This is a genomic window from Neisseria blantyrii, assembly GCF_962747855.1.
Taxonomy (GTDB): Bacteria; Pseudomonadota; Gammaproteobacteria; order Burkholderiales; family Neisseriaceae; genus Neisseria; species Neisseria viridiae.
Genome location: NZ_CAUIZY010000001.1, coordinates 298,408 through 315,142, shown reverse-complemented (window position 1 = coordinate 315,142; position 16,735 = coordinate 298,408). Strand labels below are relative to the sequence as shown.

Annotated in this window: 15 protein-coding genes; 2 read left to right on the top strand and 13 right to left on the bottom strand. The window is 49.9% G+C overall.

What is annotated here, in order from left to right; translation table 11 throughout:
• Positions 1–152: 152 nt before the first annotated feature.
• From odhB to metF, 12 genes are all read right to left on the bottom strand, one after another.
• Positions 153–1,334: a 2-oxoglutarate dehydrogenase complex dihydrolipoyllysine-residue succinyltransferase gene (gene odhB / locus Q9J80_RS01695; RefSeq protein WP_301673671.1), complete on the bottom strand. Its 1,182-nt coding sequence runs from the start codon at positions 1,332–1,334 to the stop codon at positions 153–155.
• Between the two features lie 99 nt (positions 1,335–1,433).
• A complete protein-coding gene (locus Q9J80_RS01690) occupies positions 1,434–4,262 on the bottom strand; it encodes a 2-oxoglutarate dehydrogenase E1 component (protein ID WP_301673670.1) in 2,829 nt (942 codons plus the stop codon).
• Positions 4,263–4,466: 204 nt separating this feature from the next.
• Positions 4,467–5,750 carry a citrate synthase gene (gltA, locus tag Q9J80_RS01685; RefSeq protein ID WP_301667776.1) on the bottom strand — a complete coding sequence of 428 codons (1,284 nt, stop codon included), beginning with the start codon at positions 5,748–5,750 and terminating at the stop codon, positions 4,467–4,469.
• A 111-nt stretch (positions 5,751–5,861) separates the two neighbouring features.
• On the bottom strand, positions 5,862–6,110 hold the full coding sequence (locus tag Q9J80_RS01680) for an FAD assembly factor SdhE (RefSeq protein WP_002213764.1): 249 nt from the start codon (positions 6,108–6,110) through the stop codon (positions 5,862–5,864).
• 3 nt (positions 6,111–6,113) lie between these two features.
• Positions 6,114–6,821, bottom strand: a complete 708-nt coding sequence (locus Q9J80_RS01675) for a succinate dehydrogenase iron-sulfur subunit (RefSeq protein ID WP_002241462.1) — start codon at positions 6,819–6,821, stop codon at positions 6,114–6,116.
• A 119-nt stretch (positions 6,822–6,940) separates the two neighbouring features.
• Entirely contained in the window at positions 6,941–8,704 is a 1,764-nt protein-coding gene (gene sdhA, locus Q9J80_RS01670) for a succinate dehydrogenase flavoprotein subunit (protein WP_025457932.1), read from the bottom strand.
• Between the two features lie 2 nt (positions 8,705–8,706).
• Positions 8,707–9,048, bottom strand: coding sequence for a succinate dehydrogenase, hydrophobic membrane anchor protein (sdhD, locus tag Q9J80_RS01665; RefSeq protein WP_002217389.1), 342 nt, complete (start codon positions 9,046–9,048; stop codon positions 8,707–8,709).
• Positions 9,042–9,419: a succinate dehydrogenase, cytochrome b556 subunit gene (gene sdhC / locus Q9J80_RS01660; RefSeq protein WP_014581112.1), complete on the bottom strand. Its 378-nt coding sequence runs from the start codon at positions 9,417–9,419 to the stop codon at positions 9,042–9,044. Before sdhC ends, sdhD begins: the two co-directional genes overlap by 7 nt.
• A gap of 282 nt (positions 9,420–9,701) precedes the next feature.
• The gene (locus tag Q9J80_RS01655) at positions 9,702–11,105 is read right to left on the bottom strand and encodes a dihydrolipoyl dehydrogenase (protein ID WP_301673756.1); all 1,404 of its coding nucleotides are present in this window, start codon (positions 11,103–11,105) and stop codon (positions 9,702–9,704) included.
• A gap of 248 nt (positions 11,106–11,353) precedes the next feature.
• Positions 11,354–12,091, bottom strand: a complete 738-nt coding sequence (locus tag Q9J80_RS01650) for a redoxin family protein (protein WP_014582415.1) — start codon at positions 12,089–12,091, stop codon at positions 11,354–11,356.
• A gap of 275 nt (positions 12,092–12,366) precedes the next feature.
• The gene (gene metE, locus Q9J80_RS01645; protein ID WP_304672796.1) at positions 12,367–14,643 is read right to left on the bottom strand and encodes a 5-methyltetrahydropteroyltriglutamate--homocysteine S-methyltransferase; all 2,277 of its coding nucleotides are present in this window, start codon (positions 14,641–14,643) and stop codon (positions 12,367–12,369) included.
• A 135-nt stretch (positions 14,644–14,778) separates the two neighbouring features.
• Positions 14,779–15,657 (bottom strand): methylenetetrahydrofolate reductase, encoded by an 879-nt coding sequence (gene metF, locus Q9J80_RS01640; RefSeq protein WP_002217399.1) that lies wholly within the window; start codon positions 15,655–15,657, stop codon positions 14,779–14,781.
• Between the two features lie 199 nt (positions 15,658–15,856).
• On the opposite strand from metF, the gene Q9J80_RS01635 reads away from it, so the two are divergent.
• Both Q9J80_RS01635 and ykgO read left to right on the top strand, forming a co-directional pair.
• Positions 15,857–16,132 carry a type B 50S ribosomal protein L31 gene (locus tag Q9J80_RS01635; RefSeq protein ID WP_002217400.1) on the top strand — a complete coding sequence of 92 codons (276 nt, stop codon included), beginning with the start codon at positions 15,857–15,859 and terminating at the stop codon, positions 16,130–16,132.
• Positions 16,132–16,257, top strand: a complete 126-nt coding sequence (ykgO, locus tag Q9J80_RS01630; protein ID WP_002222621.1) for a type B 50S ribosomal protein L36 — start codon at positions 16,132–16,134, stop codon at positions 16,255–16,257. Before Q9J80_RS01635 ends, ykgO begins: the two co-directional genes overlap by 1 nt.
• A 264-nt stretch (positions 16,258–16,521) precedes the next feature.
• Here the strand turns inward: ykgO and Q9J80_RS01625 are convergent, their stop codons facing one another.
• On the bottom strand, positions 16,522–16,722 hold the full coding sequence (locus Q9J80_RS01625) for a protein MIGRI (RefSeq protein WP_199904170.1): 201 nt from the start codon (positions 16,720–16,722) through the stop codon (positions 16,522–16,524).
• Positions 16,723–16,735: the final 13 nt, after the last annotated feature.

Here is a 16,735-nt window from a genome sequence, read left to right as displayed (position 1 = left end):
AAAGTCCATATCTGTCGATTCATTCGAATCAAATGTTTCAGACGGCCTCAATCGTTCGTTGAGCCTATTGTAGCACGATACTACATTACGCTACATCTAAATAAAAATTCAGACGGCCTTTTCATTAATAAATAAAAGGCCGTCTGAAACGATTACAGATCCAACAACAGGCGTGCTGGGTCTTCCAACGCGTCTTTAATGGCTACCAAGGTCAATACAGCTTCGCGGCCGTCAATGATACGGTGGTCGTAAGACAGAGCCAGATACATCATTGGACGGACAACAACTTGACCGTTTTCAACCACAGCGCGCTCTTTAGTAGCGTGCATACCCAAAATCGCAGATTGAGGCGGGTTGATGATCGGGGTGGACATCATAGAACCGAAAGTACCGCCGTTGGTAATACTGAATGTACCGCCGGTCAAATCTTCGATAGCGATTTTGCCGTCTTTGGCTTTTTTCGCGTAATCAACAATTGCTTGTTCGATATCGGCAATGCTCATTTGGTCGGCATCGCGCAGGATGGGCACAACCAAACCGCGCGGGCTGCCAATCGCGATACCGATGTCGAAGTAGCCGTGGTACACGATGTCTTTGCCGTCAACAGAAGCATTCACAACCGGGTATTTTTTCAGGGCGGCGACAGCGGCTTTAACGAAGAAGGACATAAAGCCCAATTTCACGCCGTGTTCTTTCTCGAATTTTTCTTTGTACTTCGCACGCAAGTCCATGATTGGTTTCATGTTGACTTCGTTGAATGTAGTCAGAATAGCGTTTTCTTGTTGAGAAGCTAAGAGGCGTTCTGCAACACGGGCACGCAGGCGGCTCATCGGTACGCGTTCTTCAGGACGTGCGCCGACAGGAAGTGCAACAGCAGGAGCAGCGGCTGCGGCAGGTTTGGCAGCGGCATTTTGTACGTCTTCTTTCAAGACTCGACCGTCACGGCCGGAACCTTGCAATGTGTTCACGTCAACACCGGTCTCGGCAGCCAGTTTGGCAGCGGCAGGCATAGCGGCGTTGTTTTGTGCGGCAGCTGGAGCGGCAGCTGGGGCTGCTTCGGCAGGAGCGGCAGCTGGGGCTTCAGCAGCGGCAGTGGCAGCAGTATCGATGCGTGCCAAAACTTGGTCGGCAACAACGGTTTCGCCGTCTTGCGCTACGATTTCAACCAATACGCCGGCTTGTGGGGAAGGTACTTCCAAAACCACTTTGTCAGTTTCGATATCGATCAAGATTTCGTCACGGGCAACTGCTTCGCCAACTTTTTTCTTCCATTCCAAGAGCGTGCCTTCAGATACGCTTTCAGACAGCATAGGTACTTTTACATCAATAATCATTTTGTGTCTCCAATGGCCCTTTCAGACGGCCTGTTGTGTGTTTTTAATTCTGCATATGGGCATTCCACCTGAACAATTTCAAACGGAATGCCGCTAGGCTTACAACGCCAAAGCGTCTTCAACCAATTGTTTCAATTGAGCAATGTGTTTGCTTGAGTAGCCCACTGCAGGCGATGCGCTGCTTGGACGACCGGCATAAGACAGTTTTTGCCCTTCGCTGATAACGCCTTCGATGCGGTGGCGGATTTGGTAGAACGCGCCTTGGTTTTTCGGCTCTTCTTGCGCCCAAACCACAGATTTTGCGTTCGGATATTTCGCCAGTTCAGCTTTAACCTCTTCGTATGGGAACGGATACAGCTGCTCAACGCGGACAATCGCAACATCATTTTCCAGTTTACGCTCGGTACGGCCTGCTTCCAAGTCATAGTAAACCTGACCAGCACACAAGACTACGCGTTTCACGCTGTCCTTGCTTGCGCGTTCGGCGGTATCGCCGATAACCGGACGGAAAGTCGAACCTTCGGTGAAGTTTTCCAGCGGGCTCATTGCACCTTTGAAGCGCAACAGGCGTTTGGACATGAAAATCACCAGCGGTTTGCGGTATGAACCCAAGACTTGGCGTTGCAAGAGGTGGAACATTTGCGACGCTTCAGACGGCATGATGACTTGCATATTGTTTTCAGAACACAGTTGCAACCAACGTTCTACACGTGCAGAAGAGTGTTCAGGACCTTGACCGTCGTAGCCGTGCGGCAGGATAGTGGTCAGACCGCACAAGCGACCCCATTTGGTTTCGCCTGAAGAGAGGAATTGGTCGATAGTTACTTGTGCGCCGTTGGCGAAATCACCGAATTGAGCTTCCCAAATGGTCAGCTTGTCAGGAGCGGAGCAGGCAAAGCCGTACTCGAACGCCATCACGGCTTCTTCGTTCAAAATGGAGTCGATAACCAGGAACTCGCCCAAGCCTTCGCCCATGTTGCGCAAAGGAACATAAGTACCGTCGTCCCATTTTTCGCGTTTTTGATCGTGCAGAACGGCATGACGGTGTGAGAATGTACCGCGGCCGGAGTCCTCACCGGAGATACGCACGCCATGACCTTTAGTCAGCAGGCTTGCGTATGCGAGGGTTTCGGCCATACCCCAGTCGATGGCTTGTTTGCCGGATGCCATGGCTTTACGCGCTTCGATCACACGTTTTGCAGTCGGATGCAGGGCAAAGCCTTCCGGTACGGCGGTGAATTTCTCAGTAAGACGCTCAATGTCGGCGGCAGGCAAACCGGTTTCGATTTTTTCGCGCCAATCTTTGCCTTGGTATTTGCTCCAGTCGATTTGTGTGCGTTGGAAATTGCTCAACGTTGTTTGCTCAACATGTTCGCCTTTGTCCAAAGCATCACGGTAGGCTTGGATGTAAGCATCAGCTTCTGCTTGAGTTACCACGCCTTCGGCAATCAGTTGCTCGGTGTACAAAGCACGCGCACCCGGGTGTTGCGATACTTTTTTGTACATCATCGGTTGGGTCAAGGTCGGATCATCGCCCTCGTTGTGGCCCCATTTACGGTAGCAGACAACGTCGATCACGATGTCTTTATGGAATTTTTTGCGGTAATCCAAAGCGGCTTGGATAGCAAAGCAAACGCGTTCGGGATCATCGCCGTTCACGTGGATAACCGGGGCGGAAACCATTTTCGCGATATCGGTACAGTGTACGGTCGAACGAGTATCTCGGATATCGGAAGTGGTAAAGCCGATTTGGTTGTTAATTACGATGTGAACCGTACCGCCGGTGGTATAACCGCGCGTTTTAGACAGGTTGAATGTCGCTTGGTTGACACCCAAACCGATAAATGCGGAGTCGCCGTGAATCAATACGGGCAAGACTTTATCGCGGCCGTTTTCGCCCAAACGTTTCTGCTTGGCGCGTGCAGAACCTTCCACCACCGGATTGACGATTTCCAAGTGTGACGGGTTGAACGCCAAAGAAACGTGCATCGGACCGTGAGGGGTGGCAATATCGGAGCTGAAGCCCATATGGTATTTCACGTCGCCGCTGGGCAGTTTGATTTCGGCACGACCTTCAAATTCGGCAAACAAATCGCCGGGTTTTTTGCCCAAAATGTTCACTAAAACATTCAGACGGCCACGGTGCGCCATACCGATGATGACTTCTTCCACGCCGTCCTTACCGGCGTTTTGAATCAGGTAGTTCAAACCGGCAATCGCGCTTTCGCCGCCTTCGACACCAAAGCGTTTTTGACCGACATATTTGGTATGCAGATAACGTTCCAAAGTTTCGGCAGCGGTCATCTCTTTCAAGATACGGCGTTTTTGATCGGCATTGTAATGCGGTGTGGACAATACGCTTTCAAAATAGTTGCGTACCCAACGACGCTCTTCGGTATTGGGAATATAGATATATTCCAATGCGATGTGGCCGCAGTAGGTTTGTTTGAGGTTGCTGATGATTTGGGACAAGGGCAGCTTGCCGCGATTGGCAAAATCTCCCTCTCCCATATTGAATTGAAGCGCCATATCGGCATCAGACAGACCGTGGAATTTCGGATCAAGGGCTTCAATGTCGCGCGGGGGGATACGTTTGAGCGGATCGAGCCGTGCCGCACCCACGCCTTGGATACGATAGGCGGAAATCAGCCGTAAAACGCTGACTTGCTTTTTCAGCATTGCCTCATCCGCACCGCCCGCAACGGCTGCGGCAATTTTCTTTTTCGCCAAAGTAACAAATGATTCGCGAATCGGTGTGTGTGCGACATCGACAGCAACCGTTCCCGGCTGTTTGCTCAAATCGGTGAAATACTGCTTCCATTTTTCATCAACCGCATCGGGGTTTTCCAAAAAAGCCTCGTACAATTCCTCAATGTAGGGTGCGTTCGAACCGAACAGGTAAGAGAAATTGAGTTTTTCGTCCATCATGGCGTGCGCTCTTTTCTTTAAAATATAAACAAAGGGTAGAAATCCGCGTCCTGACGGCTGAACTGATGCCGTCTGAAAAGACATTTTATTCTACCCTATTTTAAACCGGATTGCTTGCATTGATTTCATCCGACTACAATCAGACGGATTCGGGAAACAATCCGGTTCTCTGATATTGCCTGTTTGACAATATATTAATGTATGTTACCTCTCGCCTGCCGGCACATAATCGCGACGTTCCGAACCGGTATAAAGCTGGCGGGGACGGCCGATTTTCAGCGAAGGATCGCTAATCATCTCGTGCCAGTGTGAAATCCAGCCCACGCTGCGCGACAGGGCGAAGATGACGGTAAACATTTCGGTCGGGATGCCCAGCGCAGACAGGACGATGCCGGAATAGAAATCGACATTGGGATACAGTTTGCGTTCGATAAAGAACGGGTCTTTCAGCGCAATCTGTTCCAATTCCATCGCCAGTTTGAATTTCGGACTGTCTTCCAGACCCAATTCTTTCAAAACTTCATAGCAGGTTTCGCGCATAATGCTGGCACGCGGATCCATATTGCGGTATACGCGGTGTCCGAAGCCCATCAGGCGGTATTTTCGCTGTTTCACGCCTTCCATATATTCGGCAACATTGGACACATCGCCGATTTCGTCCAGCATTTTCAACACGGCTTCGTTCGCACCGCCGTGCGAAGCACCCCACAGGCAGGCGATACCGGCAGCAATACAGGCAAACGGGTTCGCACCCGAAGACCCTGCCAGACGGACGGTTGAAGTTGAGGCGTTTTGCTCATGGTCGGCATGCAAAATAAAGATGCGGTCGAGCGCGCGTGCCAAAACGGGATTGGGTTTGTAGTCTTCACACGGCGTGGCGAACATCATATGAAGGAAGTTTTCAGAATAAGAAAGATTATTCTTCGGATAATTGAACGGCAGACCGTTTGAATAGCGGTAGCACATTGCCGCAATGGTCGGGATTTTGGAAATCAGGCGGTAAATCGCGATTTTGCGGTGTTCGGGATTGGTAATGTCCAAGCTGTCTTGGTAGAACGCAGACAGCGCGCCGACCACGCCGACCATCATCGCCATCGGATGCGCATCGCGGCGGAAACCCCGGAAGAACCAAGTCAGCTGTTCATGCACCATCGTGTGGCGGCTGACGGTATTGTCAAATTCTGCCTTTTGCTCGGGAGTCGGCAGTTCGCCGTAAATCAACAGGTAGCAGACTTCCAAATAATCGGACTTTTCGGCCAGCTGCTCGATGGGGTATCCGCGATAATAAAGCAAGCCTTGATCGCCGTCGATGTAAGTAATTTTAGACTCACAGCTTGCGGTTGAAACAAATCCGGGATCAAATGAAAACAAACCTGTATTTTTTGTCAGCCCCCGAATGTCAACCACATCATGCCCGATGCTGGCTTCCAATACCGGCAGATCCAAGCCTGCCTGACCCGGTACGTTGAGTTTGATTGATTTGGACATATTATCGCTCCTTTGCAAGTTGTAACCCACGTTGCTGCATCCGCAGCACGTTCTTTGCCTTCAGACGGCCTTTGCATTTTGAAATCTGCCCGCAGGCAGATTTCGGATGCCTCATGCCCGTCTGATTTTTTCAAGCATCGGGATAAGGTGCCCTTTGTCCGTTTCCGAATGCCCGTTAATCAAGGCAAGCAATTCTTGATCCTGAAATTCAAGGATTTCGGAAAACTCGGACAGCTCTTTATCGCTCAAATGCTCGAATTCTTTTTCCATAAACCTGCCGAAGATTAAATCTAATTCCAACAATCCCCGGCGGGTTTGAAAACGGATTTTCCGTTTGGCAATATCGTCAAAAACCATCATTTCTTAAACGGCTCGTTTCAACATAATCTCTTTAATCTTACCGATGGCTCGGGTCGGATTCAAGTGTTTAGGACATACGTCTACGCAGTTCATAATGGTGTGGCAACGGAACAAACGGTATGGGTCGTTCAAATTATCCAAACGCTCATTAGTGATGGTATCGCGGCTATCCGCAATGAAACGGTAAGCATTCAGCAAACCGGACGGGCCGACGAATTTATCAGGGTTCCACCAAAATGACGGGCAGGCAGTAGAACAGCAGGCGCACAAAATACACTCGTACAAACCGTCTAACTCTTTACGCTCTTCCTGAGTTTGCAGACGCTCTTTGTCCGCATCAATCGGGTTATCGTTGACAACATAAGGTTTGATGGAGTGATACTGTTTGAAGAATTGGGTCATATCCACAATCAGGTCGCGGATAACAGGCAGACCTGGCAGGGGACGGATTTTAACCGGCTGTTTCAAGCCACGCAGATCGGTCAGACACGCCAAGCCGTTTTTGCCGTTAATGTTCATACCGTCAGAACCGCAAATCCCTTCGCGGCAGGAGCGGCGGAAAGACAAGGTATCGTCTTGTGCTTTCAGGCGTACCAAAGCGTCCAAAAGTTTCACGTCGGTCGGCTCCAATTCCAACTCGTAACGCTGCATATAAGGCTTGGCATCAACATCTGGGTTGTAACGGTAAATTTCAAAACTCATTTTTTCCATGAGAAGTGTTCCTTTTCTCATCAACTGCCCAATGATTTTGTATTATAAATTCAAGCAGTTCAATGTGGGTATGGTTAGATTTCAGACGGCCTCTAAGACAGATGCCGTCTGAAAATGCATCAATAAACGCGCTTGGCCGGTTTGATGTATTCCACGCTCAAAGGCTTGGTATGTACCGGTTTGTAAGACAAAGTATTAGTATCTGAATGATACAGGGTATGTTTCATCCAGTTTTCGTCATCGCGCTCAGGATGGTCGTCTGAAGCGTGTGCGCCACGCGATTCTTTACGCGCTTCGGCGGACACCAAAGTCGCTTTCGCTACTTCAATCAGATTATCCAATTCCAAAGCTTCGATACGCGCAGTATTCCACACTTTGCTCTTGTCTTTGATTTCAGTACGTTTCACGCGCTCGGCAATCGCCATGATTTCTTGAACGCCTTTACTCAGAATCTCATCAGTACGGAACACGCCGGCGTGCAGTTGGACGGAGCGTTGCAGCTCGCGACGCAGCGCATCAACGTTTTCGCCATCGGTTTGATTGTCCAAACGTTCGATACGTTGGCGGGTCAGCTCACCCGCATCGGCAGGTAGAGGTTTCCAACCGCTTTGCTCTTTGATGAATTTAATCATGCTGTCGCCGGCAGCTTTACCGAATACCACCAAGTCAAGCAGGGAGTTGGTACCCAAACGGTTCGCACCGTGTACGGAAGCACAAGCGCACTCGCCAGCAGCATACAAACCTTTCACTGGCACTTCATATTCGTCGCCTTGCGGCACAACGACTTCGCCGTGGTAGTTGGTCGGAATACCGCCCATCATGTAGTGGGTAGTCGGCACGACGGGAATCGGGTCTTTAATCGGGTCGATACCGGCAAACTGAATGGAAATCTCGCGGATGCCCGGCAGTTTTTCCATAATTTTTTCGGCACCGATATGGTCGATTTTCAGCAATACATGGTCTTTGTTTTTGCCGCAACCGCGACCTTCGTAGATCTCCATCGCCATCGCACGGGAAACCACGTCGCGTGAAGCCAAGTCTTTCACCGTCGGTGCATAGCGTTCCATAAAACGCTCGCCGTCGGCATTCAACAGAATACCGCCCTCACCGCGCACACCTTCAGTAATCAACACGCCTGCACCGGCTACACCGGTCGGGTGGAATTGCCAGAATTCCATATCTTCCAACGGAATACCCGCACGCGCACAAATACCCAAACCGTCGCCGGTGTTCATATAGGCATTGGTAGAGGACGCATAAATACGGCCGCCGCCGCCGGTAGCAAACATCACAGCTTTAGCGTGGAAAATATAAACCTCGCCGGTTTCCATTTCCATGGCGGTAACACCGACGACATCACCATTCTCATCACGAATCAAATCTTGCGCTGTCCATTCCACAAAGAATTGCGTATTGGCACGGACGTTTTGTTGGTACAACGTATGCAACATCGCATGACCGGTACGGTCGGCAACCGCGCAAGCACGTTCTACCGCGCGTTTACCGTGTTCGGCAGTATGACCGCCGAAAGGACGCTGATAAATTTTGCCGCTTTCCACACGGTCAAAAGGCATGCCCATGTGTTCCAACTCAATCACCGCTTCAGGCGCAGCGCGACACATAAACTCAATCGCATCTTGGTCGCCCAGCCAGTCGGAACCTTTCACGGTATCGTACATGTGCCAGTCCCAACGGTCCTCCTGCACATTACCCAGAGAGGCGGAAATACCGCCCTGCGCCGCTACGGTATGCGAACGGGTCGGGAACACTTTAGACAAAACGGCACAATTCAGACCGGATTTGGATAATTGGAGGGCTGCGCGTAAACCTGCACCACCACCGCCGACAATCACGGCATCAAACTTGCGAACAGGAAAACCCATACTTACCCCCAAATTACTTTAATTGAATACACCAAGCAGCCGACCAGCCAGACGATGGTGGCAACCTGCAAAAACAAACGCACGCCGAAGGGTTTGATATAGTCCATCCACAAATCGCGGATACCCACCCAAGCGTGCAAGAATACGGCGATGAAGCTCACTTGGGTAAATACTTTTACCCAAGTTTGACTAAAAAATGCCTGCCATGCCGAATATTCTTTAGGCAGGGAAAATAGAACCACTAAAAGTGCAACGGTATAAATCAACATAATAACCGCGGTCGCACGTTGCATCGCCCAATCGCGCAAACCGTAATGGGCACCGGTCAATTTACGTTCTACCATAACAACGCTCCCAAAACGACAGTCAAAACCAATGCAGAAGCAAATACGGCTTTAGCGGTATTGCGCGCAGTATTCAGCTCAAGGCCTTTGTGTGCATCCAAAAATAAAAAGCGGATACCGGCGAGAGAATGGTGCAGATAAGCCCACAATACACCGATTAAAACCAGCTTGACCAAAGGATGGGAAACAATGGCACGGTAAGTTTCAAATGCAGACTCTTGACTCAGGGTACCGGACAGGAAATACAGCAGGAAAGGCAGCATAATAAACAGCCCGACCCCGCTGATGCGGTGAAGGATGGAAACTATCCCGGGTATCGGCAGACGGATGTTCGGCAAATCCAGATAAACAGGACGCGGTTTGACAGACATAGTCAATTCCTCTGTAGTTATATATCGACTCAAAAACCGTAAACCCATTGCTACACTGGGTTACATAAACGTTAATTTACCTGTTTTATCCCATTTTGAACAGTGTATTTTAAAAACAAACTGATAGATTTTGACAAACACGCGTGGAAACAGCAGATTAAAAGAAAGATTTTTAGTTTTACCCCCTTCCCGACACGGTATCAGCATCCGACCCCCAACCTCATCCCCAAAAATAAAATGCCGTCTGAAAAAATTTCAGACGGCATTGTTTTGCCATATCGGTCAGGCTTTCAATTTCGCATCGGCATCGCGCAACGCGGTACGCAGACCTTCCTCGATAACGGGATGGTAGAACGGCATATCCAGCATTTGCGGAACGGTCATCTTCATTTGATGTGCCCAAGCCAACAGGTGCGCCAAATGTTCGGCGGCAGGGCCTACGATTTCCGCACCGATGAAGCGGCCGGTTGCTTTTTCGGCATACAGGCGCATATGGCCTTTGTTTACCAGCATCACGCGGCTGCGGCCTTGGTTTTTAAACGATACTTCGCCAATGACAAATTCGTCGGGTTGGTATTGCGCGGCAACCTGCGCGTATTTCAAACCGACAAAGCCGATTTGCGGACTGGTGAACACCACGCCGATGGTGCTGCGGCGCAAACCGCCGCCGATATTCGGGTAGCGGCCTGCGTTATCGCCGGCAATCTTGCCTTGGTCGGCGGCTTCATGCAGCAGGGGCAGTTGGTTGGACGCGTCGCCCGCAATAAAGATATGCGGAATACTGGTCTGCATAGTCAGCGGATCGGCAACGGGTACGCCGCGCGCATCTTTTTCAATATTGATATTTTCCAAACCGATATTGTCAACGTTCGGACGGCGGCCTACGGCTGCCAGCATATATTCGGCAACAAATACGCCTTTTTCGCCATCCTGCTCCCAATAGACTTCTACATTGCCGTCTACATCGAGTTTGACCTCGGTTTTGGCATCCAGATGCAGTTTCAATTCTTCGCCGAACACGGCTTTCGCCTCGTCTGAAACGACGGGGTCGGAAATGCCGCCGATGATGCCGCCCAAGCCGAAAATCTCGACTTTCACGCCCAAACGGTGCAATGCCTGACCCAGTTCCAAACCGATAACGCCCGGTCCGAACACGGCAACGCGCTTAGGCAGCGTATCCCATGAGAAAACGTCATCGTTGATAATCAAACGGTCGCCCAAAGACTGCCACTGCGGCAGGATGATGGGACGCGAACCGGTAGCAATCACGAAACTTTTTGCCGTGATTTGGGTATGGTCGTCGATTTGGACGGTATGCTCGTCGATAAATTTAGCCGAACCCATGATGCGTTTGTCAGCAGGCCATTCTTCCACATCGGCAACGACAAAGCCGACAAAACGATCGCGCTCGGATTTAACGCGCTGCATCACTTCTTCGCCATTGACGACGATACTGTCTTTATCCAAATGCACGCCGAACGGGTCGGTATGCAATGCGTGATGGCGCGCCTCGGCGGCGGCAATCAAGAGTTTGGAAGGCATACAGCCCACGCGCGCGCAGGTCGTGCCGAACACATTGTTTTCAATCAGGTAAACATTGTCCGAATGTAAACGGGCATTGCGAAACGCGCCCATACCGGCAGTACCGCCGCCGATTACGACGACATCTGCTTGAATTTTTTTCATAATCTTTGTCCTTCCGTTTTCGTCTGAAACACTGCCGACACGGAATATATCGGCTTCAGACGGCATTTAAATATTTTCCCAATCAAAAACATTATTCAGATAAATAAAAACAAAATTTCGATTGAGTGCAACAATATCCAAATCCTCTTATAAATATAGAGTTATTCGGAGCGGTAGTGTAGAACCGCCCGAATAACTCTATCCGGTATATCAGACAGTTTAATCAAACTGCCTTAAGCAAACAGCTATCAGTTTTTAGCCAAGTAAGCTTCCAAATCTTCGCTGCCGCCGATGTATTTACCGCCAATGAAGACTTGAGGAGCAGTCATCTTGCCGGTAATGGCGCGAACGGAAGTAACGGTTGCATCTTTGCCCAATACGATTTCTTCGTAAGACAAACCTTTGTCTTGCAGGGCTTGTTTGGCTTTAGCACAGAATTGGCAGCCGGGTTTGGTAAAGATGGCAACAGACTCTTGAGCCTTCCAATTGGGAGCAACGAATTTCAGCATAGTATCTGCATCGGATACTTTGAACGGATCTCCTGGTTCTTCCGGCTCGATGAACATTTTTTCAACCACGCCGTCGTTAACCAGCATGGAGTAACGCCAAGAACGTTTGCCGAAGCCCAAGTCTTCTTTGCCGACCAACATGCCCATGCCTTCGGTGAATTCGCCGTTGCCGTCAGGAATCATGTAGATGTTGTCGGATTCTTCTTCGGCAGCCCAAGCGTTCATCACGAAAGTATCGTTTACAGATACGCAGTAGATTGCATCAACGCCGTTTTCTTTGAACGCGCCGAACAATTCATTGTAACGCGGCAGATGTGAAGAAGAACAAGTCGGAGTAAATGCGCCGGGCAGGGAGAATACGACTACTTTTTTGCCTTTGAACAAATCATCGGTAGACACATCTTTCCAAGTGTCGCCGACGCGAGTGCGGAATACTACGGAAGGTACTTTTTGACCGGTACGATCTTGCAAAGCCATTTTGAGCTCCTTAATAGATAGGTTTAAGAAATGATTGTGAATCGCTGGGCATTCTACCCCGAATAAGTCGATTTGTATAATTTATAGTTCAAATAATATTAATTATTCAAAACTATTAATCACCAACCTCGACCAACTTTTACAGTATATAAAGCTATGCCTAAAAAAAACAAGTCTTATTTGAGAAAAATTCTTAGAAACTCCCCTACGCTCATTTGAAAACAGAAATGCCGTCTGAAAAGTATTCAGACGGCATCCGATCAGGTTATCCCTGCTTATTTAGCCAGTTCGGCACGCAGTTTGTGGGTTACGTTCATCATCACTTGGAGTTGTTCCAGAGTTTCTTTCCAGCCACGTGTTTTCAGGCCGCAGTCAGGATTCACCCACAGACGCTCAACCGGAACAACCTCGATGGCTTTACGCAGCAGGTGTTCCACTTCAGCTTCTGTCGGTACGCGCGGGCTGTGGATGTCGTAAACGCCCGGACCGATGTCGTTCGGGTATTTGAACTCGCCGAACGCGGTCAGGAGTTCCATATCGGAACGAGAAGTTTCGATGGTAATCACGTCCGCATCCATTGCAGCAATCGCAGGCAGGATGTCGTTAAACTCGGAGTAGCACATATGGGTGTGGATTTGAGTGCTGTCTTCGCAACCGGTAGAGGACAGACGGAAAGATTCGCCCGCCCAGTTCAGGTAAGCATCCCAATCGGCACGTTTCAAAGGCAGACCTTCACGGATGGCAGGTTCGTCGATTTGGATGACTTTGATGCCTGCTTTTTCCAGATCCAATACTTCGTCGTTCAGAGCCAGTGCGATTTGTTTGCACACGGTAGAGCGTGGAATGTCGTTGCGGACAAAAGACCATTGCAGAATGGTTACAGGGCCGGTCAACATGCCTTTCATCGGGCGTTTGGTCAGGCTTTGAGCGTAAGTAGACCAAGCCACGGTCATGGCTTCAGGACGGCTTACGTCACCGAAGATGATCGGTGGTTTAACACAACGTGAGCCGTAGCTTTGTACCCAGCCGTATTGGGTGAATGCAAAACCGCTCAACAATTCGCCGAAGTATTCAACCATGTCGTTACGCTCGGCTTCGCCGTGTACCAGTACGTCCAAGTCCAGTTTTTCTTGCTCTTCAACCACCAGGGCGATTTCTTTTTTCATCGCGGCTTCGTAATCGGCGGCAGACAGTTCGCCTTTTTTGAAGGCTGCGCGCGCTTGGCGGATTTCGGTAGTTTGCGGGAAAGAACCGATATTGGTCGTCGGCAGCAGGGGCAGGTTCAACCATGCTTGTTGCGCTTTGATGCGGTCGGCAAACGGTGATTTGCGTTGGTCTGCGTTGGCAGGCAGGTCGGCAAGGCGTTTGGCAACGTCTGCACGGTGAATTTCGCTGCTGTTGGCGCGTGAATCGGCAGCGGCTTGGCTGGCGGCGAGTTCTTCGGCAACGGAATCGCGACCTTCGTTCAATGCGGCTTTCAGAACGCGCAATTCTTGGGTTTTTTGCAGGGTGAATGCCAACCAAGAGTACAGGTCGGGTTTGTTGGCTTTCAGTTTTTCTTCAACTGACAAGTCAAATGGAGTGTGCAGCAGGGAGCAAGAGCTGGAAATCCACAAACGGTCGCCCAGTTTGGCTTGCAGAGGCTCGACAGTTTCCAAAACTTTGTTCAGGTTGGCGCGCCAAATATTGCGGCCGTCGATCACGCCGACAGACAGAACTTTGTCGTAGTCGGCAAATGCGTCCAGTTGCTCAGGAGCGCGTACCAAGTCGATGTGCAGGCCGTCAACAGGCAGTGCTTTCAACAACGCGGCGTGTTCGGCAACAGAACCGAAGTAAGTGCTCAACAGGATTTTGGCACTTACTTTGCTCAAAGTAGCGTAAACGTCTTTGTATGCTTCTACCCATTCTTTAGGCAGGTCAACAGTCAAAGCAGGCTCGTCGATTTGAATCCACTCGGCACCGGCTTCAACCAAAGCAGTTAGGATTTCAACGTAAACAGGCAACAGTTTAGGCAACAGGCTCAGACGGTCGAATTCGACTGCGCCTTTTTCTTTACCGACCCACAGGAAAGTCAACGGACCCACAACGGTCGGTTTGGCTTTCAGGCCCAAAGCTTGGGCTTCTTGCAGCTGTTGAACGTAGTGTTTGGCGTTGGCTTTGAATTCGGTATCGGCGTGGAATTCAGGCACCAAGTAGTGGTAGTTGGTGTCGAACCATTTGGTCATTTCGATAGCGAATTGGTCTTTGTTACCACGCGCCAGTTGGAAGAATTGTTCCAAAGACAGGTTTTGGCTGTCGAAGCCGAAACGGGCAGGGATGGCACCGGTAGCAACTTGCAGGTCGAGGATGTGGTCGTAGAAAGTGAAATCGCCTGCGGCAACGTAATCGGCGTTGGCGGCAGCTTGGTGTTTCCAGTTTTTCTCGCGCAAGTCTTTAGCAACAGCCAGCAATTCTTGCTCGCTGATTTCTTTGCGCCAGTATTTTTCTTGTGCGAATTTCAATTCGCGGAAGGCGCCGACACGCGGGAAGCCTGAGAAATGTAATGTTGTCATGTTGAACTCTCCAGTTGGATTTTGTAAGGACCGGTTCAATCCGAATCGGCCGGTATTGTAAATCAGAATGACTCGGATGGGGCGGCGTTTTGCTTTTCAGACGGCCTCGGATGCCGTCTGAAGCCGTTTTCAGCTTTAAGGGCGCACGCCTAAAATATGGCAGATGGCGTAAGTCAGCTCGCTGCGGTTGAGCGTATAGAAGTGGAAATCTTTCACGCCTTCGCGGGACAGGACTTTGACCATATCGATGGCGATACTGGCGGCGACGAGGTTGCGCGTGCCTTGGTCGTCGTCCAAACCTTCATACATTTGCGACAGCCAGCTTGGGATTTTGACGTTGGTTACCTGCGCCATTTTGCCGAGCTGCTTGAAGTTGGTAACAGGCAAAATACCGGGGACGATTTCCACATCGATACCCAGCATCACGCAGCGGTCGCGGAAGCGCAGGTAGCGTTCCACATCAAAGAAAAATTGGGTGATGACGTGGTTCGCGCCCGCATCGATTTTGCGCTTCAAATTGATCAGGTCGGCTTGTGCGGATTTCGCTTCGGGATGCACTTCGGGGTATGCCGCCACAGAGATGTCGAAGTCGGCGACGGAGCGCAGGAGTTTGACCAAGTCTTCGGCATAAAACGGTTTTTTCTCGTAACCGGGCGGCTCGTCGCCACGCAGGGCGACAATGCGGCGGATGCCGCTGTCCCAATAGTCTTTGGCGATTTGGCGCAATTCGTCGGGGGATGCATCGATGCCGGTCAGGTGCGGCGCGGCTTCCAAGCCGGTTTCCTGTTTGATGCGTTTGACGATGCCGTGCGTGCGGTCGCGTTCGCCGGAGTTTGCGCCGTAGGTTACGGATACGAACTTGGGATGCAGGGTTTGCAGACGGTGGATGGAATCCCACAGCATCGTTTCCATTTGCTCGTTTTTCGGTGGAAAAAATTCAAACGAAACGTTGATGTCGCCTTTCAAATCGGAAAGGCTGTTATTTAACGCATTGATTTCTTTTGCGTAATTCATGGCTGCGTACCTTTTATTATCTTTTATATGATGTTTTAGGCGGTATGATAAGGTTGCACCGAATATGAGTCAATTTCAAAATTTTCAGGTTTATGATGAAAATTTTTAATATTTAGCAAAAACCATACGCTTTCCTTGTACAACCCTTCTAAATTATGCTAGAGTTTGTTATGTTATAACACTCCAAGCAAGGCAATATATGAAACCGAATATTCATCCTGACAATTACCGGACCGTTCTTTTTTTCGACAGCAGTGCCAATGAAGGCTGGCTGATTCGTTCTTGCGCCGAAACACACGGAAAAACGATGGTTTGGACAGACGGCAAAGAATATCCACTGTTTTCGCTGGATACTTCTTCCGCATCCCATCCCGTCTATACCGGCAAACAGCGTAACGTCAATACCGAAGGCCGTGCCAGCAAATTCAACCAACGTTTCCAATCCGTCATGTCTTCGTTTAGAAAGGACAAATAATGCAGGTTCTGTCTTCACTCAAAACCGCCAAACAACGCCACCGCGACTGTCAGATTGTCAGACGTAAAGGCAAAGTTTACGTCATCTGCAAAAGCAATCCGCGTTTTAAAGCCCGCCAACGCTGACCCCCCCCTGCCCTTCCTGCTTCGGTTGTATAGTGGATTAACAAAAATCAGGACAAGGCGACGAAGCCGCAGACAGTACAAATAGTACGGAACCGATTCACTTGGTGCTTCAGCACCTTAGAGAATCGTTCTCTTTGAGCTAAGGCGAGGCAACGCCGTACTGGTTTAAATTTAATCCACTATAAAGCACCTCCTACCGCAAGCCCTTTTCATCAAATATGCCGTCTGAAACAGAAAAATGCGTTTCAGACGGCATTTTTTCCGTCAATACGAATCCGGAATGTGTTTGAAATACAGCATGACCAAATACCAAAACAGCGTCGCGGCAGCTGCGCCAAGCAGTACCCATGCGCTAATTTTGGCGACTTCGCGCAGGGCGCGTTTCTGCCTGCGGCTGAAAAGGCGGTTGATAATCAGCGCGGCAAGTGCGAAAAAGAAAAAAATACGGAAAAGTCTGCCTATCATATAGGGAAGCGGT